Source organism: Streptomyces sp. NBC_01261, assembly GCF_036226385.1.
Taxonomy (GTDB): domain Bacteria; phylum Actinomycetota; class Actinomycetes; order Streptomycetales; family Streptomycetaceae; genus Streptomyces.
This window is the reverse complement of record NZ_CP108463.1, coordinates 9,124,132-9,146,152: the sequence shown is the minus strand read 5'-3', so window position 1 is coordinate 9,146,152 and position 22,021 is coordinate 9,124,132. Positions and strand designations below refer to the sequence as shown.

The window sequence follows — 22,021 nt, the reverse complement described above, 5'->3', positions numbered from 1 at the left end:
TCTTGTTCAGTTCACGGCTTGTCGAGTACGGCCGCTCGTCGTACGACCGCCTCCAGTGCCCGGAACCAGGTGCGGGCCAGGTCCCGTACCTGTTCCTCGGTGAGGAGTTCGGCGGCGTACGCCCAGTGGGCGCTCAACTCCGGTCCCTCGGGGCGGTCTTCGGTGATGGCGTTGAGGGTCAGGGCGTGGGACATCGGCTGGCCGGGGTCGGCGTCGAGGTCGGCGGCGTCGTCCTCGGGGGCGTAGGACCAGTCGGCTGCCGCCGGGCGGTCGAAGCGTCCCATGTAGTTGAACTCGATCTGCGGCTCACCCAGTTGGCCGAGATGTGCACCCGTCCCGGGGTTGAGGTGACGCAGCAGGCCGTGCCCGATGCCGGCGGTGGGCAGCGCGGTGAGGTGCTCGCGGATACGGGCCAGGGCCGCGTCCAGGGCCGGCCCGCCCGTGAAGGCGTCCGCCAAGTCGGCCTCACCCGGGTCGAGTCGTACGGGTACGACGCTGGTGAACCAGCCGACCGTACGGGACAGGTCGGCGTCGCCCGCGAGTTGCTCCTCGCGGCCGTGGCCCTCCACGTCCACCAGCACCGGCCCGCCCGACTGTTCGACGCCCAGGGTACGGGTGCGCCAGTCACCGACTGCCAGCGCGAAGGCGGTGAGCAGTACGTCGTTGACCGTGGCTCCGAACGCGGCCGGGGCCCGGCTCAGCAGCGGGCCGGTGACGTCGGTGGGCAGGGACAGGGAGACGTAGTGGGTGGTGGCGACCGTGTCACGGGCCGGGTCGAGCGGGCGGGCCAGCGGGAGTTCGGCGCCTTCGGCGAGGGCTGAGGTCCACCACGGCAGCTCGTCCTCGGTGGCCGGGTCGGTCGCGCGGGTTCCGAGGAGCCGGGACCAGCGCCCGAACGACAGCTCCACGGGGGCGAGTTCGGGCGTACGGCCGCCCCTGACCGCCGCCCAGGCGGTGGCCAGGTCGGGCAGCAGGACGCGCCAGGAGACGCCGTCGATCACCAAGTGGTGGACGAGGATGAGGAGTCGGCCGGGCTGTCCGGGTCCGGCGTCGAACCAGACCGCCCGCACCATCGCCCCGGCGTCCGGGTCGAGCCCGGCCCGGGCCGTCTCCGCGTGGCGGGAGATGGCCGCGCGCAGTGCGTCGTCGTCCGCCCCGCGCACGTCGGCGCGGGTGAGCCAGGTGCTGACGTCGGTGTCCCGTGCGGCCGGTACCCGCACCAACCACTCGGGTTCGCGAGCGAGTTGGGCCCGCAGCATGTCGTGCCGGTCGGCGAGTGCCGTGAGCACGGTCAGCAGGCCGGGTTCGGTGAGGTCGGCCGGGGTCTGGACGAGGGCCGCCTGGTGGTAGGCGGCGATGGGGCCGCCGCGCTCCAGCAGGGCGCGCATGATCGGGGTGAGCGGGACGGTGCCGGTGCCGTCGTCGTGGACGGCGTGCCGTTCGTCGCTGCCGAGCGGGACGGCAACGGCGGCCAGGGCGGCGACAGTTCGGTGCTGGAAGACCTGCCGGGGTGTGATCCGCAGACCGCCCGCGCGGGCCCGGGCGACCAGTTGCATGGCGACGATGCTGTCGCCGCCGAAGGTGAAGAAGTCGTCGTCCGTGCCGACGGCTTCGGCGGGCAGTCCGAGGGCGTCCGCGAACAGGTCGCGGAGAGTGCGCTCGGTGTCGTTCCCGGGGGCACGGCCGCCGCCCTGGGCGGTGAAGTCCGGTGCGGGCAGGGCGGATCGGTCGAGTTTGCCGTTGGACAGCAGTGGCAGCCGGTCGAGGACGACCACGGCGGCCGGGACCATGTAGTCGGGCAGTGCGGCGGCGGCGTGGGCGCGGAGTTGGGTCCCGTCCGCGTCGTCGGCCACCACGTAGGCGATCAACTGCCGGATGCCGGGCCGGTGTTCGCGGGCGACGACGACGGTCTGCGCGACGGCCGGGTGGGTGTCCAACGCGGCCTCGATCTCGGCGAGTTCGATGCGGTAGCCGCGGATCTTGACCTGGTCGTCGGTGCGCCCGGCGAACTCCAGCTGGCCGTCCTCGGTCCAGCGGGCCAGGTCGCCGGTGCGATACATGCGCTCGCCGGGCTCGGTGGCGTACGGGTCGGCGACGAAGCGTTCGGCGGTGAGCTCGGGCCGGCCGAGGTAGCCACGGGCCAGCCCCGGCCCGGACAGGAACAACTCCCCTGTGACGCCGGGCGGTACGGGGCGCAGGGCGGTGTCGAGGACGTAGGCACGGGACTCGTGAACCGGGCGTCCGACGACCGGGGTGGCGCTGTCGCGCACCCGGCCGACGAGGGCGTCGACGGTGGCCTCGGTGGGGCCGTACAGGTTGAACGCCTCGGTGTCCTGAAGCGCGGCCAACCGCGCCCACAGCGACTCGGGCACGGCCTCGCCGCCGAAGCCGACCACGGAGAGCGGGCAGTCGCCCTCGTCGCCGATCAGGCCGCTGTCCGCCATCTGCGCGAGCAGCGACGGGGTGACCTCGATGAAGTCGATGCCCCGGTCGCGGATGAACGCGGCGAGGAGTTCGGGGTCGCGCCGGGTCTCGTCGTCGGCGATGTGCAGCGCGTGTCCGTCAAGGAGCCACAACTGCGGTTGCCAGGAGGCGTCGAAGGAGAACGACCAGGCGTGCCCGACGCGCAGACGCCGGAGTCCGGTGCGCCGCTTGGCGACCTCGTGCAGGTCGTGGCGGTGGCTGTGGAAGAGGTTGGCGATGCCTCGCTGGGTGACGACGACGCCCTTGGGGCGGCCGGTGGAACCGGAGGTGTAGATGACGTAGGCGGGGTGGTCGGGGCCGGGGGCGACGGGTTCGGCCTCCGGCAGTCCGTCGGTCGGGGCGTCAAGTCGCAGGACCGGGACGCTGGTTGAGGGCAGCGTGGCGGCCGTCTCCGCCGTGGCCAGGATCAGCGCGGGGCATGCGTCGTCGAGCATGCCGGTCAGGCGGGACTCGGGGAGGTCGGGGTCGAGGGGCAGATAGGCGGCGCCCGCCTTCATCACGGCGAGGATCGCGGCGATGTGGTCGGCGGTGCGGGGCAGCGCGAGGGCCACGATCCGCTCGGGTCCGACACCGTGTCCGGCGAGGACGCGGGCCAACTGGTCCGTGCGCGCGTCGAGTTCGGCGAACGTCCACGTCGTACGGCCGTCGGTGACGGCGACCGCACCGGGATCGGCGGCAGCCTGGGCGACGAACAACGCCGGTACGGTACCGAGCCGTTCGGTCTCCGGCGCGGGCAGCGCGGTGTCGTTCCAGGCCTCCACGACCGTGTGCCGCTCGGCGGAATCGAGGAGGTCGAGCCGGCCGACGGGGCGGTCGGGCTCGGCCGCCATGCCGGTGAGGAGGGCGGTCAGGGCGTCCGTGATCCGTCGCACGACGGCCGGTTGGAAGAGGTCGGGCCTGAACTCGGCGGTGAGCCGCAGCCGTTCGGCGGGCTCGACCGCCCACGCGAACGGGTAGTGCGTGGAGTCCTCGTGGTCGCGCACGGTGACGCGCGGCCCGTCGCCCCCCTCCTCGCCGTCGGCGACCGGGTACGACTCGAACACCACGAGGGTGTCGAAGAGCTCGCCGAGTCCCGCGGCCCGCTGGATGTCGGCGAGGCCGAGGTGCTGGTGGGCGATGAGTCGGGACTGCTCGTCCTGGAGCCGGTCGAGGAGTGCGGCCGTGCTCTCCTCCGGGCGGACCCGTACCCGTACGGGAATGGTGTTGATGAACAGGCCGATCATCGACTCGGCACCGTCGAGTTCGGGCGAACGGCCGGCGACGGTGGCACCGAACACCACGTCGTCCCGGCCGGTGAGCCGACCGAGCAGCACGCCCCAGGCAGCCTGGACAAGGGTGTTCACGGTGACGCCCTGCCGCCGCGCGAACGCCTCCAGCTCGGCCGTGCGGTCCGGGTCCAACTCCAGGGTGTGGGTGGACGGTACGACGGCGGCACGGTCGGGGTCGACGGGCGCGAGGCGCGTCGGCTCGGCCAGCCCGCCAAGGGCCTCGGCCCATGCGGCGGTGGAGACGGCCGGGTCCTGGGCGGCCAGCAGCCGCAGGTGCTCACGGTACGGAGCGGGCGTGGCGGGAGTACGGCCCTCGTAGCGCGCCCACAGTTCGGCGGTGAGCAGCGGCAACGACCAGCCGTCCAGCAGGAGATGCTGGTGCGAGAGCACGAGCCGGTGCCGGTCCGGACCGAGCCGGGCCAGCAACAGCCTTAGCAGCGGCGGCCGTTCGGGCTCGAAGCGGCGCCGCTCCTGGACGAGCAGGCGCTCCCACTCCTCGGGGTCGTCGGCCAGGTCGAGCTGCCGCCATGGCAGTACGGCCGTACGCGGTACGACGGCGACGGGCCGTCCGGAGGACAGGTGCCGGAAGCCGCTGCGGAGGTTCTCGTGCGCGTCGAGCACGGACTGGGCCGCGGTGTGCAACCGGTCGATGTCCAGGGGGCCTTCGAGGTCGTAGGAGACCTGGACGGTGTAGACGTCCGGTCCGTCGTCGCCGGAGTCGAGGGCGGCGTGGAAGAGCAGGCCGGCCTGGAGCGGGGAGACGGGCAGGACTTCGGTTCCTGCGGGCAGCGCGGCCAGTTCGGCGCGCTCGTCGTCGGTGAGGTCGAGCAGGATGACGTCGTCGTCGCGCTCGGCGGCGGCCGTGGTGGTGGCGGTCACGGTGGCCAGCCCCGCGGCCGACTTGTGGCGGAACACGTCGCGCGGGCTGAAGGTGAGCCCGGCCGCACGGGCGCGGGCGACCAGCTGCATGGCCACGATGCTGTCGCCGCCGAGTGAGAAGAAGTCGTCCTCGACACCGACCCGTTCGAGACCGAGCACGTCCGCGACGAGGGCGCAGAGGGTCTCCTCCAGCGGTGTGCGCGGCCGGGTGTCGGTGACTTCGGCGGCGAAGTCGGGGGCGGGCAGGGCGCGGCGGTCGAGCTTGCCGTTGGGGGTGAGCGGGAGGGCGTCGAGGGTGACGACGGCCGACGGGACCATGTGATCGGGCAGCAACTGGGCGGTATGGGAACGCAGTTCGGCGGAGTCAGCAGCGTCTCCGTCCGGCACCACATACGCGACGAGGCGTTCGTCCCGCAGGACGACGGTGGCGTGCGCGACGCTCGCGTGGGCGGTCAACACGCTCTCGATCTCGCCGAGTTCGATACGGAAGCCGCGCAGCTTGACCTGGTCGTCGGCGCGGCCGAGGTACTCCAGTTCGCCGTCCCGGGTCCAGCGGGCCAGGTCGCCGGTGCGGTACATCCGGGCGCCGGGCTCGGTGGCGTACGGGTCGGCGACGAAGCGCTCGGCGGTCAGGGCGGACCGGCCCAGGTAGCCGCGCGCCAACTGGGCGCCCGCCAGATACAGTTCGCCGGCCACACCGGGTGGCACGGGGCCGAGTCCGGCGTCGAGGACATAGGTGCGGGTGTTCCACACCGGGCGGCCGATCGGCACGGTGGCCGGTTCGGCGGGGACCTCGTGGGCCGTGACGTCGACGGACGCCTCGGTCGGGCCGTAGAGGTTGTGCAGTCGGCTGCCCGGGAGGACCTGGTGGAATCGGGCGGCCAGCGGGGCGGGCAACGCCTCGCCGCTGCACATGACTTGGAGCAGGTCCGTGCAGCGGGCGGCGGCGGGCTCGTCGAGGAAGGCGCGCAGCATCGACGGCACGAAGTGGGCCGTGGTGATGTGCTGACGCCGGATCAGTTCGGCGAGATAGACCGGGTCCTGGTGACCTTCCGGGCGGGCCACCACGAGCGTGGCGCCGGTGATCAGCGGCCAGAAGAACTCCCACACCGACACGTCGAACCCGGCCGGGGTCTTCTGCAGCACCCGGTCGTCGGCGTCGAGGCGGTACGCGTCCTGCATCCACAGCAGGCGGTTGGTGATGCCCTGGTGGGGGACGGCGACGCCCTTGGGGCGGCCGGTCGAGCCGGAGGTGTAGATGACGTAGGCGGGGTGGCGTGGGTCGTGGGCAGTGGGCAGTGGCGCGTACGCCGGGTCGTCGGGGGCGCCGTCCGCGTCCACCGTGAGGGTGGGCACGTCGCTGTCCGGGAGGGTGACGCCCTCGGCGGTGATCAGGCAGACCGGACGGGCGTCGGCGAGCGTGTAGGCGAGCCGCTCGGCCGGGTAGCCGGTGTCGAGGGGGAGATAGGCGGCGCCCGCGCGGTGGACCGCGAGGAGGGACACCACGAGGGCGAGGGAGCGGGGCAGGGCGACGGCGACGACGGCCTCGGCCCGCGCTCCGTGCGCGGCGAGGGTGTGCGCCAACTTCTCTACCCGCAGGTCGAGTTCGGCATAGGTGAGGGCGGCGTCCTCGAAGACCACCGCCGCGGCCTCGGGGGTGCGGGCGACCTGGGCGCGGAACAGTTCCGGCAGGGTGAGCTCGGGGACGGCGCGGGCGGTGTCGTTCCAGTCGGTGAGGACGAGGGTGCGTTCGTCGTCACCCAGGACGTCGAGTGTGCCGACCCGTCGGTCGGGGGCCGTGGCGACCTGCGCGAGCAGCAACTCAAGCCGCTGGGCCAGGAGTTCGGCGGTCGACTCGTCGAAGAGGTCGGCGCTGTACTCGATCCAGCACCGCATCCCGTCCTCGCCCTGCTCGACGAAGTCGAAGCTGAGGTCGAACTTCGCGCCCCGCTGGCCGAGTTCCTCACGACGTGCGGTCAGTCCGGGCAGGGCAGGGGTGGCGCCCTCGTCGTCGAGGTGGACGACCATCACCTGGAACAGCGGGTGCCGGGCGAGTGAGCGGGCCGGGTTGACCGCCTCGACCAGGCGCTCGAAGGGCAGGTCCTGGTGTTCGTAGGCGGCGAGGTCGGTGTCCCGGACGCGGGCGAGCAGGTCGGCGAACGTGGGATCACCGGACAGATCGGTGCGCAGGACAAGGGTGTTGACGAAGAAGCCGACCAGGTCTTCGAGGTGTTCGTCGCCCCGCCCCGAGATGGGCGCGCCGAGCGGGATGTCGTCCCCGGCGCCGAGCCGGTGGAGCAGTGCGGCGACGGCGGCCTGGGTGACCATGAACATACTGACGCCGTGGCGGCGGGCCAACGCACGCAGGTCGCCGGTCCGTTCGGCGTCGAGCTTCAGGCCGACCGCGCCACCCCGGTGACTGCTCTCCAGTGGGCGGGGGCGGTCGGTGGGCAGGGCGAGTTCGTCCGGCAGCCCCGCCAAGGTGTCCTGCCAGTAAGCGAGTTGGCGCGACTGCCGGCTGTCCGAGGCGTCGGGGTCGCCGAGCGCCTCGCGGTGCCAGAGAGAGTAGTCGGCGTACTGCACGGGCAGCGGAGTCCACTCGGGCGCGTGTCCCTCGCGGCGAGCCTCGTAGGCCGTGGCCAGGTCGCGCCACAACGGACCGTCGGACCACTGGTCGCCGGCGATGTGGTGCAGCACCAGCAGCAGGACGTGCTCGTCCTCGCTCACCTCGAACACGTGGGCCCGCAGCGGCAGTTCACGGTCGATCTCGAAGCCTCGCGCGGCGGCCTCGGCGAGCCGTTCGGGCAGTTCGGTGTCCGTGACGTGGCTGTCGTGGAGAGGCACGGAGGCCTCGTCCAGCACGACCTGGTGGGGGCGGCCGTCCCGCTCGGGGAAGACCGTGCGCAGGCTTTCGTGCCGTACGGCGAGGTCGTCCAGGGCGGCGGACAGGGCGTTCCGGTCGAGTGTGCCGGTGAGTCGCCAGGCGGCCGGGATGTTGTACGTGGCTCCCGGGCCCTCGATGCGGTGCAGCAGCCACAGTCGCTGTTGGGCGTAGGAGAGCGGGAGTTCGTCGGGCCGGTCTGCGGGGACGAGGGCGGGCAGTCCGTCGGCCCGGTCGTCGAGGCGGGCCGCGAGAAGCGCGGGCGTGGACGCCTCGAAGACGGTACGGACGGTGAGGTCGGCGCCAAGTACCGTGCGGACGCGGCTGACCAGGCGCATGGCGAGCAGGGAGTGACCGCCGAGGGTGAAGAAGTCGTCGTCGGCGCACACGTGTTCGAGACCGAGGACGTCACCGAAGAGTCCGGCGAGGATCTCCTCACGCGGACTGCGGGGCGAAGTGTGCGCGTCCGTGACGGTGTTGGTCGTGAAGTCGGGGGCGGGCAGGGCGGCGCGGTCGAGCTTGCCGTTGGGGGTCAGGGGCAGCGCGTCGACGGTGACGAAGGCGGCGGGGACCATGTGGGCGGGAAGGGCGGTGGCCGTGTGGCCGCGCAGGGCCGTCACGTCCACCGATCCACTGCCGTCCCCGGCCGGGACCACATACGCCACCAGGAGCTGCTCCCGGACCACGACAACGGCATGGGCGACGGACGGGTGCGCGGTCAACGCGCCCTCGATCTCGCCGGGTTCGACGCGGAAGCCGCGTACCTTCACCTGGTCGTCGGTGCGGCCCAGGTACTCGATCGTGCCGTCGGCGTTCCAGCGGGCCAGGTCGCCGGTGCGGTACATGCGGGTGCCGGGGGCGCCGTGCGGGTCGGCGACGAAGCGCTCGGCGGTCAGGCCCGGCCGGTCGAGGTAACCGCGCGCCAGTTGGACGCCCGCGAGGTACAACTCGCCCGGGACACCGGGCGGGACGGGGCGCAGTCCGGCGTCGAGGACGTAGGCGCGGGTGTTCCACACCGGGCGGCCGATCGGGACGCTCGCCGTCTCGGGGCCGATCTCCACCGCCGTGACGTCGACCGAGGCCTCGGTCGGGCCGTAGAGGTTGTGGAGTTCGGCGGTGGTCAGGATGCCGTGGCAGCGGTGGGTGAGGGCGACGGGCAGGGCCTCGCCGCTGCACATCACTCGGCGCAGGCCGGTGCAGTCGGCTGCGGCCGGTTCCTCCAGGAAGAGTTGGAGCATGGAGGGCACGAAGTGGACGGTGGTGACGTCCTGTTCGCGGATGAGGCGGGCCAAGTAGGCCGGGTCGCGGTGGCCTTCGGGGCGGGCGACGACCAGCGTGGCGCCGGTGATCAGCGGCCAGAAGAACTCCCACACCGACACGTCGAAGCTGGACGGCGTCTTCTGCAGCACCCGGTCGTCGGCCGTGAGGCCGTACGCGTCCTGCATCCACAGCAGCCGGTTGACGATGCCCTCGTGCGGGACGACGACGCCCTTGGGGCGACCGGTCGAACCCGAGGTGTAGATGACGTACGCGGGGCTCGACGGGTCGTAGGACGTGGGGAGTTGACCCTCGGGGCCGGTCGGCAGGGTGTCGCGGATGACGTACACCGGGCGGGCGTCCTCGACCATGAGGGCGAGGCGTTCCTCCGGGTAGTCCGGGTCGAGCGGGAGGTAGGCGGCTCCGGTTCGGTGTACGGCGAGGAGGGCGACGACGAGTTCGAGTGAGCGCGGGAGGGCTACGGCCACGGTCTGCTCGGGGCCTGCGCCGAGTGCGGTCAACACCCTTGCCGTGTGGTCGACTTGGGCGTCCAGTTCGGCGTAGGTCAGCTCCTGCCCCTCGAAGACGAGGGCCGTGGCGTCGGGGGTGCGGGCGGCCTGGGCGCGGAAGAGTTCCGGGAGGGTGGTGGCCGGGACGGGGTGGTCGGTGGCGTTCCACTCCTCCAGGACCAGGGCACGTTCGGCGTCCGCCAGGAGGTCGAAGTCCCTTACCGCTCGGTCGGGTTCGGCCGCCGCGTGGTCCAGCAGGCGGGCCATGCGACCGGCGATTCGTTCTGCGGTGCCATGGTCGAAGAGGTCGGTCGCGTACTCCAGGAGCAGGACCACCCGGTCGCTGCCCGTCTCGTCGACGAAGGTGAAGTGCAGGTCGAACTTGGCCATACCCGTGTCCATGTCGAACCACTCGGTCGCGAGGCCGAGCACGTCCGGGTCGCCTTCGGGGCGGTGGTGGTAGCCGAGCATGACCTGGAAGAGCGGGTTGCGGCCGGCGACGCGGGGCGGGTTCAGGGCCTCGACGACCCGGTCGAACGGCAGGTCCTGGTACTCGAAGGCGGCGAGCGACGACTCCCTTACCCGGCCGAGGAGTTCACGGAACGTCAGCTCGTCGCCGGACACATCGGTGCGCAGCACCAGCGTGTTGACGAAGAAGCCCACCAGGTCGGCGAGGGCCTCGTCGGTACGGCCCGCGATGGGGGCGCCGAGCGGGATGTCGTCGCCCGCGCCGAGCCGGTTCAGCAGGGCGGCGGTGGCGGCCTGGAACAGCATGAACATGCTGGTGCCGGTGGTGCCGGAGAGGTCGCGCAGGGCGTGGCCGGTGGCGGTGGGGAGTTCCAGGCGGACCTTGCCGCCGTGGCCGGTCGGTTCGGCGGGGCGCGGTCGGTCGGTGGGGAGGGCGAGTTCGTCGGGCAGGCCGCGCAAGGCGTCGACCCAGTGGTCGAGTTGGGCCTCGCCGGTGCGGGCGAGGAGGTCGTCCTGCCAGAGGGTGTAGTCGGCGTACTGCACCGGCAGCGGGGGCCACTCGGGCGCCCGTCCCTCACGACGGGCCGCGTAGGCGGTGTCGAGGTCGGCTAGGAAGGGGCGGTCGGACCACTCGTCGGTGGTGATGTGGTGCAGGACGACGGCCACTACGTGCTCGTCCGCGCCGAGCCTGAACACCGCGCAGCGCAGCGGGAGTTCGGTGGTCAGGTCGAAGGGGCGGCGCTGGGCGGACTCGATCAGCGCGGGCAGTTCGTCCTCCGCGCAGTCGACGACCGTGGAGACGGGATGGGCGTCGGCGGCGGGGATGATCCGCTGGTACGGCTCGCCCTCGTGGGTCGGGAAGACGGTCCGCAAGGCCTCGTGGCGGCCGGCGACATCCCGCAGGGCGGCAGACAGCACCTCGGTGTCGAGGGCGCCGCGCAACCGGAAGACCAACGGGAAGTTGTACGCGACGCCGCTGCCGGTGATCTCCTCCACCAGCAACAGGCGTCGCTGGGCGGCCGACAGCGGGATGCGGTCGGGTCGTTCGGCGACCGGGGTCACCGCCGGGCGGGCCGGGCTCGCCTGGTCGGCGCGGCCCGCGAGCAGTGCCGGGGTGGGGGCCTCGAAGAGGTCGCGGATGGCGAGTTCGGCGCCGAGTTCGGTGCGGGCGCGGCTGACCAGGCGGGTGGCGAGGAGTGAATGGCCGCCCAGGTCGAAGAAGTTGTCCTCGGCGCCGACCTCGGGCAGTCCCAGCACCTCGGCGAACAGGCGGCAGAGCACCTCTTCCTGCGGGGTGCGCGGACCGCGTCCGCCGCCGAGGGCGACGGCGGGTTCGGCGTCGGGCAGGGCGCGGACGTCGAGCTTGCCGTTGGCGTTCATGGGCAGGCCGTCGACGGTGACGAAGGCCGACGGGACCATGTAGTCGGGCAGTTCACGGCCCAGGTCGTCCCGCAGCCGCCGTACCAACGCGCTCGCCTCGCGGGCGGCGGTGGGGTCGTTGGCGTAGGGGTGCGTACCGCCGCCGGGCCTGAACAGACCGCCGGTCAGGCGCAGTTCGGCGGACTTCAGGAAGACGGCGTCGTAAGTCCCCGCCTCCCCCGACCAGGTCGTCAGCACCAGGTATCCGGCAGCCGTGCCGAGTTCGTGCAGGTGCTCGGGGTCGACGCCCGTCTCGGTCGTACGGCCGTCGGGGATGCCGGTGAAGCGGAGTGCCTCGGGCCGTTCGCCGCGCGGGCGTTCGGACGTGGCGCCGGTCGCGGACCAGCCACCGCGCAGGAGTTCACCGATCGCCTCGGCCGACGACCAGTCGCCGCGCAGGAGTTCACCGATGGTGTTGCCGGTGGCCCAGTCGACGGACGGGATGCTGTCCAGGCGAACGTCCGGGTCGTGGGCGTAGAGGACGACGTCGTAGCGGTGGCGGGACAGTTCGTTGTGGTGGTGGGCGCGCTTGGTGCGCAGGTCCACGCCGTAGCCGAGGGTGGTGAAGTAGTCGGGGTCCACGAGGAGTTCCTTCTCCAGGCGCAGGCCGCGTTCCACCGCCCGCTCCAGGTCTTCCTCGGCGGTGCCCCGGGTGCGCTGGATCTCGGTGTGGAAGGTGCCGGCGAGCCGCAGGTTGCGGACGTCGCCGACGAACAGGGCGCCGCCGGGCGCGAGCAGCTCCATGGCGCCGTGCAGCACGGCGGTCAGGTGGTCGATGCTCGGGAAGTACTGGACGACGGAGTTGATGACGATCGTGTCGAAGTAGGCGAACGGCAGACCGCTCAGGTCCTCGGCCGGGCGGCAGCGGAGTTCGACCTTGGAAGCCAGGGCGGGGTCGCGCCGTACTTCCTCGCCGATCTTGCGAATGACGGGCGCGGCGAAGTCAGTTGCCCAGTACGCCTCCGCGGCGGGGGCGAGCCGGGACAGCAACAGGCCTGATCCGACGCCGATTTCGAGGATGCGGCGGGGCTTGAGGGCGCCGATGCGGGCGAGGGTGGCCTCGCGCCACTCGTGCATCTCCTCGAAGGGGATGGGCTGTCCGTCGTAGGAGCTGTCCCAGCCGTCGTACTGCTCGGTGAAGACGGCGGTGCCGATCTCCTCGTACTCGTCGGAGTAGATCTCCTGCCACTCCCCCACCTGCGCGGCCTCGGCGGCGGTGCGTTCGGCGGAGTCGGCGCCGGAGGGGACGACGTAGCCGACGAGGCGTTCGTCGCGGACGACGACGGCGGCCTGGGCGACCAACGGGTGGCGGCTGAGGGCGGTTTCGATCTCGCCGGGTTCGATGCGGTAGCCGCGGATCTTGACCTGGTCGTCGGTGCGGCCGAGGAAGTCGAGGTTGCCGTCCGGGTTGCGGCGCACCAGGTCGCCGGTGCGGTACATGCGTTCGCCGGGTTCGCCGAACGGGTCGGCGACGAAGCGTTCGGCGGTCAGCGCGGGGCGGTCCAAGTAGCCGCGGGCCAGGCCGATTCCGGCGATGTACAGCTCGCCGGGGACATCGTCGGGCACCGGGCGCAGCCAGGCGTCGAGGATGTGGGCGCGGGTGCCGCGGATGGGCTTGCCGACGGTCGGGGTGTCGCTGTCGAGGGTGCCGCCGCCGAGGGTGTTGATGGTGTACTCGGTCGGCCCGTACAGGTTGTAGCCGTACGTCCCCCCGGTGTCGCGCAGCGCCGTCCACACCGTCTCGGGGACGGCCTCGCCGCCGAGCAGCACGAGCGGCGGGACATGGCCCTCCAACAGGCCCTGCTCGATGAGGAGTCGGGCGTAGGTGGGGGTGACGTTGACCACGTCGACGCGGTGGCGTTCGCAGTAGGCGACCAGCGCCTCTGCGTCGCGCCTCAACTCCTCGTCGCAGACGTGCACTTCGTGGCCCTCGACGAGCCACAGCAGCTCTTCCCACGACATGTCGAAGGCGAAGGACACAGTGTGTGCGATGCGCAGCCGGCGCCCGCCGGCCGAGGCGATGGCGGGCTCGAAGATCTCCTTCTGGTGGTTCAACTGCATGTTCGTCAGACCCCGGTAGGGGGTGACGACGCCCTTGGGGCGGCCGGTGGAGCCGGAGGTGTAGATGACGTAGGCGGGGTGTTCGAGGCTGAAGCGGAGGCGGACGGGAGCGTCCGACTGGCCCGCCAACTCCCCCTTGGTCTCGGGGTCGTCGAGCAGCACGCGGGTCATCTCGCCGTCCAGCGTGGCCGATACGGCCGTGGTGCTGAGCAGCAGGAGCGGACGGGCGTCGGCCAGCATCAGGGAGAGGCGGTCGGCCGGGTGGTCCAACTCCAGGGGGAGGTAGGCCGATCCGGTGCGCAGGACCGCGAAGAGGGCGACCACCATGTCGAGGGAGCGCGGCAGGGCGAGGGCGACGACCTGCTCGGGGCCCGCGCCCCGGTCGATCAGGAGCCGGGCCAACCGGTTGACGGCGGCGTCGAGTTCGGCGTACGTCATGCTGAGGTCGCCGAAGACGAGTGCCCGTTCGTCCGGGGTACGTTCGGCCTGTGCGGCCAGCAGGTCGGCGATGGTGTCCTCGGGGTCGGGGACACGACTGGCCGCCGACTCCCGCCGTAGCGCCGCGTGTTCGGCGGGCAGGAGCGGGTCCAGGGAGCCGACCGGTGCCGTGAGGTCGGCGGTGAGGCGGTCGACGAGCAGGGCGAAGCGGTCGAGGAGGGCCTGGGCGCGGTCGGTCGGGACGAGGTCGGGGCGGTGGGTGAGGGTGACGGCGATCTCGCGGCCCGGGGTGATGACGAGGTTGGCCGGGTAGTGCGTGGCGTCGACGTTGGCGACGGCGGTGGCGCCGTGCCGGGTCCTCAGGTCCGCCAACCGCTCCTCGGTGTCGTTGTTGCGCAGCACGAACAGCGTGTCGAAGAGCTTGCGGTGCCCGGTCTCGGCCTGGAGGACACCGAGGCTGAGGTGCTCGTACGGCATGAGGTCGAGGCGCTCGCCCTGGATACGGCGGAGCAGGTCGAGGACCGGTTCGGCGGGATCGAGGGCGATGCGTGTCGGGACGGTGTTGAGGAACAGGCCGATGATGTCGCCGACGTCCGGGACCTCGCTGGGGCGTCCTGCGACGGTCGTACCGAACACGACGTCGGCGCGGCCGGTCGCGGAGGCGAGGGTGAGTCCCCAGGCCGCGTTGAGGATCGTGTTGAGGGTCAGGCCGTGGACCGGAGCCAACTCGCGCAGGCGGTCGCTGAGTTCGGCGGGGAGGCGTACGTCGAGCTGGTCGGGGATGACCGGTTCGAGACCGTCGGTGGCGGTGGGCGCGAGCAGCGTCGGCTCGTCGAGACCGGCGAGCGCGGTGCGCCAGGCGGCGGTGGCGACCGAGTCGTCCTGCTCCTTGAGCCAGGTCAGGTAGTCGCGGTAACTACCGGGCGCGGGGAGGGCGTTGGCCTCGCCGCCCGTCTCGTAGAGCGCGAACAGTTCGTCGAGGAACAGCCAGGCCGACCAGCCGTCCCAGAGGATCAGGTGGCGGCCGATGACGAGGCGGTCGCCGCGTTCCGCGCCCAGGCGGAGCAGGAGGAGACGGAAGAGCGGAGGTGCGGAGAGGTCGAAGCGGCGGTTGCGCTCGGCGTCCGTCAACTCCCGCAGGAGTACGTCCTGTTCGGCGGCGGAGAGGAGGGAGAGGTCGACCTCTTCGAGGGGGATCTCGGGGTCCTCGACGATGAACTGCACCGGCTGGTCGAGGCCGTCGCTGGTGAAGCCCGCACGCAGGCCCGGGTTGCGGTCGAGGAGCGTGCGGACGGCGGCGCGCAGACGGGTGGTGTCGAGGCGGGTCGCGAAGTCGAAGGTCTCGTGGACGGTGTAGACGTCCAACGCGCCTTCGTCGTACGCCGAGTGGAAGAACAGACCCTCCTGGAGGGGGGCCAGCGGCCATACGTCGGCAACCTCCGCCGGGGCGGCGACGGCGCGGACGCGGGCGTGTTCGGCCTCGGTGAGGGTGAAGGCCTCAACTCGGTCGCTCGGGGCGGCCGTTGCGGTACCGGCCGCCGTCGCGAGGGCGGCCGGGGTGCGGTGCGTGAACACGTCGCGCGGGCTCAGGTCCAGGCCGGCCGCGCGGGCGCGGCCGGCGACGCCGATGGAGCTGATGCTGTCGCCGCCGAGCCGGAAGAAGTCGTCGTCCGGTCCCGCGTCCTCGATGCCGAGGACGGCCGCGAAGATCTCGGTGAGCTGCTGTTCCAACGGTCCTGCGGGCGAACGGCGTTCGGCACGCTCGGCCTCGGGGGCGGGCAGCGCGGCCTGGTCCAACTTGCCGCTGGGGGTGAGCGGGAGGTCGTCGAGGACGACGTACGCCTCCGGGACCAGGGGTGCGGGCAGTGCGTCGGCGAGGGCGGCGCGCAGATCGGCCGGGTCCACGGTGGCTCCGGCGACCGGGACGGCGTAGGCGACGAGTCGCTGGTCGCGGACGACGACCGCGCCCCGGGAGACGGCGGGCAGGCGCGTCAACTCGGCCTCGATCTCGCCGAGTTCGACCCGGTTGCCGCGGAGTTTGACCTGGCGGTCGGTGCGGCCCAGGTAGTCGATCGTGCCGTCGGGGCGGCGGCGTACGAGGTCGCCGGTGCGGTACATGCGGGTGCCGGGTTCGGTGGCGTACGGGTCGGCGACGAAGCGGTCGGCGGTGAGAGCGGGGCGTCGGTGGTAGCCGCGGGCGAGCTGGACGCCGGTCAGGTACAGCTCGCCGGGTACGCCGTCGGGGACCGGGCGCAGGCATGAATCGAGCACGCGCAGGCCGGTGTTCCACACGGGTCGGCCGATGGGCACGGTGGTGTCGGGCGTGCCGTCGTAGGCGTGGTGTGTCACGTCGACGGCGGCCTCGGTGGGGCCGTAGAGGTTGTGCAGCGGGACGCCGGTCAGCTCGTGCCAGCGGTGGGCGGCGGACCCGGACAGGGCCTCGCCGCTGCTGAAGACGCGGCGCAGGCTGCCCGCCCACGCGGGGTCGGCGGTGACCTCGTCGGAGGCGAGGAACGCCTCCAGCATCGACGGCACGAAGTGCATCGTCGTGACGCCCTCGGCCCGGATCAGGCGGGACAGATATGCGGGGTCGCGGTGACCGTCAGGAGCGGCCAGGACTACGGCGGCGCCCTCGCGCAGCGCCCAGAAGAACTCCCACACGCTCACGTCGAAACTGGACGGCGTCTTCTGCAACACCCGGTCGTCGGCGCTGAGTTCGTACTCGCCCTGCATCCAGGCCAGCCGGTTGCCGATGGCGCGGTGGGTGACGACGACGCCCTTGGGGCGGCCGGTGGAGCCGGAGGTGTAGATGAGGTAGGCGGGGTCGTCGGGTCGGGCGGGGTCGGGCGTTCCGCCGAACAGCGCCTCGTCGCCCTCCGCGTCCAGCCGCAGCACGTCCAGGCCCTCGACCGACGGCAGCCGGTGCGCGTCCTGTTCGGTCGTGACGACCGTCGTCGCCCCCGAGTCGGCCAGCATGTACGCGAGTCGTTCGGCCGGATAGTCCAGGTCCAGGGGCAGATACGCGGCCCCCGACTTCAGGACCCCCAGCAGCGCCACCATCAGCTCGGCCGAGCGGGGTACGGCGACGGCGACGAACCGCTCGCGGCCGGCACCCTCGGCCCGCAGTCGCGCGGCCAACTCCTCGGCTCGCTCGTTCAGTTCGGCGTAGGTGAGCGTGGTCGTACCGTCGTAGACAACAGCCGTCGCGTCCGGGGTTCGCGCGACCTGCGCGGCGAACGCGTCGGCGAGCGTGGTGGCCGGAACCGGCCGGGTCTCCCCCGCCGGGTGGGCGTCGGCCAACTCGTCCGGCGTCAGCAGGTCGAGGTCCGCGACGCGGGCGCCGGGGTCGTCCGCCAGCGCGTGCAGGATGAGGGTGAGCCGGTCGGCGAGGGACTGTACGGCGTCGGCGTCGAGACGGCGGGCGTGGTGCTTGAGGCGCAGGTCGAGGCGGCGGCCGGGCTTGACGATGAGGGCCAGGGGGTAGTGCACGGCGTCGTGGAAGGCGTGTCCGGCGACGGCGATCGTGCCGGTGGGGTCGGTGATGCCCGGGGCGCCCTCGCCGCCGGGGTAGTTCTCGAACACCACGAGGGTGTCGAAGAGTTCACCGTCGCCCGCGTGCCCGGTGGCTCGCTGGATGTCGGCGAGGCCGAGGTGCTGGTGGTCGAGAAGCGCGCTCTGCTCGTCCTGGAGCCGGTCGAGCAGCCCGCCGAGGGTGTCCCCCGGAGCCCAACGCAGCCGGGTGGGCAGGGTGTTGATGAACAGGCCGATCATCGACTCGATGCCGTCGACGGCGGCGTCACGTCCGGCGACCGTGGTACCGAACAGCACGTCCTCGCGGCCCGTCATTCGGCCGACGAGCAGGCCCCAGGCGCCCTGGACGAGCGTGCCGAGGGTGACTCCGCGCTCGCGGGCACGGGCGGCGAGGCGCGAGGTGACCCGCTCGCTCAACTCCACGCGGATCTGGGCGGGTTCGACGGGTCCGGCGGGCGCGAGGGCCTCGACGAGTCGGGTGGGTTCCTCCACCCCGGCGAGCGCGGTGCTCCAGGCGGCTCGGGCCGCCTCGCGGTCGGCGCCGGCGATGCGGCGGAGGTAGCCGCGGTAGGGGGCGACTTCGGGGAGGGGGGTCGCGTTCTCGCCGTAGAGGGCGAGGAGTTCGCGGTGCAGGACCGGCAAGGACCAGCCGTCCGCGACGATGTGATGGAACGTCAGGACCAGGCGGCTGCGGCCCTCGCCGAAGCGGATGAGGGCGCAGCGGATCAGTGGCGGGCGAGCGAGGTCGAAGGGGTGGGCGCGTTCGTCGGCGGCGACGGCCTCGGCGAGGGTGCGGCGGACGGTGGTGTCGTCCTGTGCGGTCAAGTCGACCTCGTGCCAGGGCAGTTCGAGGCCGGAGGCGATGAGCTGGACCGGGCGGCCGTCGGGGGTCTGGCGGAAGCAGGCGCGCAGCGGGGCATGCCGGTCGACGAGTCGTTGGGCCGCCTCGCGCAGCAGGGTGCCGTCGACCGGTCCGGACAGCTCGATGACCTGCTGGACGACATACGCGTCAAGTTCGGCGCCGTCCACCAGCGCGTGGAAGAAGAAGCCCTCCTGAAGCGGGCCGAGGGGCAGTACCTCCTCGACGGCGACGGGGAACTCGCCCTGGACGGAAGCGAGTTCTTCATCGCTCAGCGTCTGCCACGGGGCCTCTTCGACGAGGTCGGTCGTACCGGTCCGCGCGACCGTGGCGAGTTCGGCGACCGTACGGTGCCGGAAGACGTCTCGCGGGGTGAGTTCCAGGCCTGCCCGGCGGGCGAGGATGAGGAGTTGGACGGCGACGATGCTGTCGCCGCCGAGCGCGAAGAAGTCGTCGTCGACGCCGACCGAGGGCACTGCGAGCGCCCGTGCGTACAGGTCGCACAGCAGCTGCTCGCGGGCCGTCTCGGGCGCCCGGCCCGCGCTCAGCAGGCGGGTGAGGTCCGGGACGGGCAGCGCGGCGGCGTCGAGCTTGCCGCTCGGGGTGACGGGCAGCCGGTCCAGCGGGACGAACGCGGCCGGGACCATGTAGTCGGGCAGGTACTCGGTGGCGTGCGTCCGCAGGGTCGACATGAGGGCGTTCACGTTGCGGAAGGGCGCGGGCCGGTTGGTGAGCGGGTGACCGCCGCCGGGACGGTAGTCGACCGTGCCGAGGTCGGCTCCGGCAGGGACGAACACGGCGTCCAGGCTGCCGTCCTCCGCACCCCCGTTCCAGGTCAGCGCCACCTCGTAACCGTGCCGCGCGGCGACCTCGTAGAGGGCCTCCGGTTCGACGCCGTACGACCCGGCGGCCGGCCTGCTGCTGTCGTCGAGGGCGTCGAGCGCGGCGAGGTCGTCGGCAAGACGGGAGTTGGGGATACCCGTGATCCGCAACGGGTCCGGGCTTCGGCTCCCGGCGAGCAGCTCGTCCAGCGCCTGCACCGAACCCAGCGCGGGCCAGGGCGACTCGGGGATCTCCTCGGAAGCGTCCGACTGCGGTCGGAGCACAACGTCGTAGCGGTAGCGGGTGAGTTCGTTGTGGTGCGTGCCGCGCTTGACGCGGATGTCGGCGCTGAGGCCGTCGAGGCTCGTGAAGTAGTCCGGGTCTACGAGGAGTTCGCCCTCCCAGGCGACGGCCCGGTCCACGGCGGCGCGCAGGGCTTCCTTGTCGCCGTCCGCCTCCTCGTCCACTACCCGTCCGCTCTCGACGGCCGCGCTCAGGGTGCGGAGCAGTCGCAGGTTCCGTACGTCGCCTACGAACACCGCGCCGCCGGGGGCGAGTAGAGCCGCCGCGTCACGGAGTACGCCCGTCAGGTAGTCCCCACCGGGGAAGTACTGGATGACGGAGTTCACGACGATCGTGTCGAAGTGGCCCTCGGGCAGACCGGTGAGGTCGTGCGCGGGGCGGGCCAAGAGGGTGACGCGGTCGGCGAGTTCGGGGACGGCGGACACCTGGGCGCCCAGGGCGCGTACGGCCTCCTCGGAGAGGTCGGTTCCCCAGTACTCCGTGCAGTCCGGGGCGAGCCGGGACAGCAACAGGCCGCTGCCGACGCCGATTTCCAGGATGCGCCGGGGTCGTAGCGCGCGGATGCGGTCGAGGGTGGCCTCGCGCCACTCGCGCATGTCGGCGAGGGGGATGGGCAGGCCGTCGTACATGCTGTTCCAGCCGGCGAAGTTCTCCTCGAAGCCGTCCGATCCGGCGGCGGAGTAGAGGAGTTCGTGCAGGTCCTTCCACTCGGCCACCCCTTCGTCGGGGTTCGGCTCGGCGTCCAGCGAGGGCACGACGTAGGCGGCGAGGCGGCGTTCGCCGGGACGGTCCTCGCGGACGACGACGGCGGCCTGGTCGACGGACGGGTGGGAGCGCAGGACGGACTCGATCTCGCCGGGTTCGACGCGGAAGCCGCGGATCTTGACCTGGGTGTCGACGCGGCCGTGGAACTCCAGTCGGCCGTCCGTCTTCCAGCGGACCAAGTCACCCGTGCGGTACAGGCGTTCGCCGGGTGCGGCGGTCATGTCGGCGGGGGCGGCGACGAAGCGTTCGGCGGTGAGGGCGGGGCGGCCGAGGTAGCCGCGGGCCAGGCCGGCGCCGCCGAGGTAGAGCTCTCCCGTGACACCGGCGGGGACCGGGCGCAGCCGGTCGTCGAGGACGTAGGCGCGGGTGCCGGGGTCGGGGACGCCGATGGGCACGATGGTGCCGGCCGAGGTGTCCGGGTCGCACAGGCCGAGCGTGGAGTTGGTGGTGGCCTCGGTCGGGCCGTAGGCGTTGAACATCATCCGGCCGCGCGCGTACCGGCCGACCAGTTCGGGCGAGACGCGTTCCGTGCCCGCCAACAGGGTTGCCTCGGGCGGGAGTTGGACGTCCTCCGGCATGGCGGCGAGCAGGGCGGGCGGCAGGATCATGAAGGTGATGCCGTGCTCGTCGGCGTAGTCCGCGAGGGGCGCGCCGGGGACGCGGCGGTCGGCGGGGACGACGACCAGGCGGCCGCCGGAGAGCAGGCCGAGGCACAGGTCCCAGAACGCGACGTCGAAGCTGGGCGAGGCGAACTGGAGGACCCGGCTGTGCGGGCCGATGCCGAAGCGCTCCCGCTGGGTGGCGACGAGTTTCGCGACGCCCGCGTGGGAGAGGACCGTGCCCTTGGGGCGGCCCGTGGAGCCGGAGGTGTAGATCACGTAGGCCGCGTGCGCGGTCGTCAACTCGGCGGCGCTGGACGGCCCTTGGGACGGGTACGCGGCCAGCTCGGCGACCGTGTCGGGGGCGTCGAGGACCAGCGGGTCGAGGTCCGGCGGGAGGTCGGGGGCCATCTCGGCGGTGGTGACGAGGCAGACCGGGCGGGCGTCGGCGAGCATGTAGGCGACGCGGTCGGCCGGGTAGTCGGTGTCGACCGGCAGATAGGCGGCGCCCGACTTCAGGACGGCGACCTCGGCGATGATCATGTCCGCCGAGCGCGGCACGGCGAGCGCCACGACCTGCTCGGGACCGGCACCCCTGGCCACCAGGGCGTGCGCCAACTTGGCCGCGCGGGCGTCGAGTTCGGCGTAGGTGAGGCGGACGTCCTCGTGGATGAGGGCGATCTCGTCCGGGCGGGCGGTGACCTGGTCGGCGAACATGCGGGGCCAGGTGAGCGCGGGGACGTCGTGCTCGGTGTCGTTCCAGCCGCGCAGGATGCGGTGCCGTTCGTCGGCGCCGAGGAGGTCGAGGTCGGCGACCGGGGTGTCCGGGCGGGCGACGGCGTCGGCAAGGAGGGTGCCGTAGTGGCCGAGGATCAGGTCGACCGTGGCGGGCGAGAAGAGGTCGGTGCGGTAGTCAGCCGCCACCTCCCCTTCGGTCACGGTCAGCGCCAGGTCCAGTGGGGCGTTCTCGTCCCAGGGGCTGGGCCCGAAGCCCGTGGCGCACAGCAGGCCGCCGCCGCGGAAGGGTTCGGGGGCGAGGAGCCGTAGCAGATCGGTGGTCGGGAGGTGGTGGGCGGCGGCCTCCGCGCGTACGGCCTCGATCTGGGCGCGGAGTTGGGAGAACGGGGTGTCGCCGTCGATGGTGACGCGCAGCGGGAGGCCGTCTTGGGCCACTGCCGTCTCGGTGGCCGTCGTACCGCCGTAGCGGTGCAACAGGGCGACGAAGGCGGTGAGTTGGGTGGCCTCGTCGGCTGTCACGGCGAGGACCGCCGCGCGTCGCGCGCGGGAGACCGCGCCCTCCCCGCGTGACGGACGGGGGAAGTCCAGCGGCAAGGACGTCTCCGGTACCGGTGACGCGAACCGCCGTCGCCAGAAGTCGTTCGTCGCCGTTACCTGTGCCGAAGAAAGCGTGTTGCCCGCCACAGCTGCCCGTGCCTCCCGATGCGTGTGGAACGGCTCAGCGGAGCCGCGACCGCTCG

At 72.5% G+C, this 22,021-nt stretch carries 1 protein-coding gene; it reads right to left on the bottom strand.

Going from position 1 to position 22,021, the window contains the following annotated elements:
- Positions 1-11: 11 nt before the first annotated feature.
- A complete protein-coding gene (locus tag OG226_RS40710; protein ID WP_329351761.1) occupies positions 12-21,965 on the bottom strand; it encodes a non-ribosomal peptide synthase/polyketide synthase in 21,954 nt (7,317 codons plus the stop codon).
- Positions 21,966-22,021 lie beyond the last annotated feature (56 nt).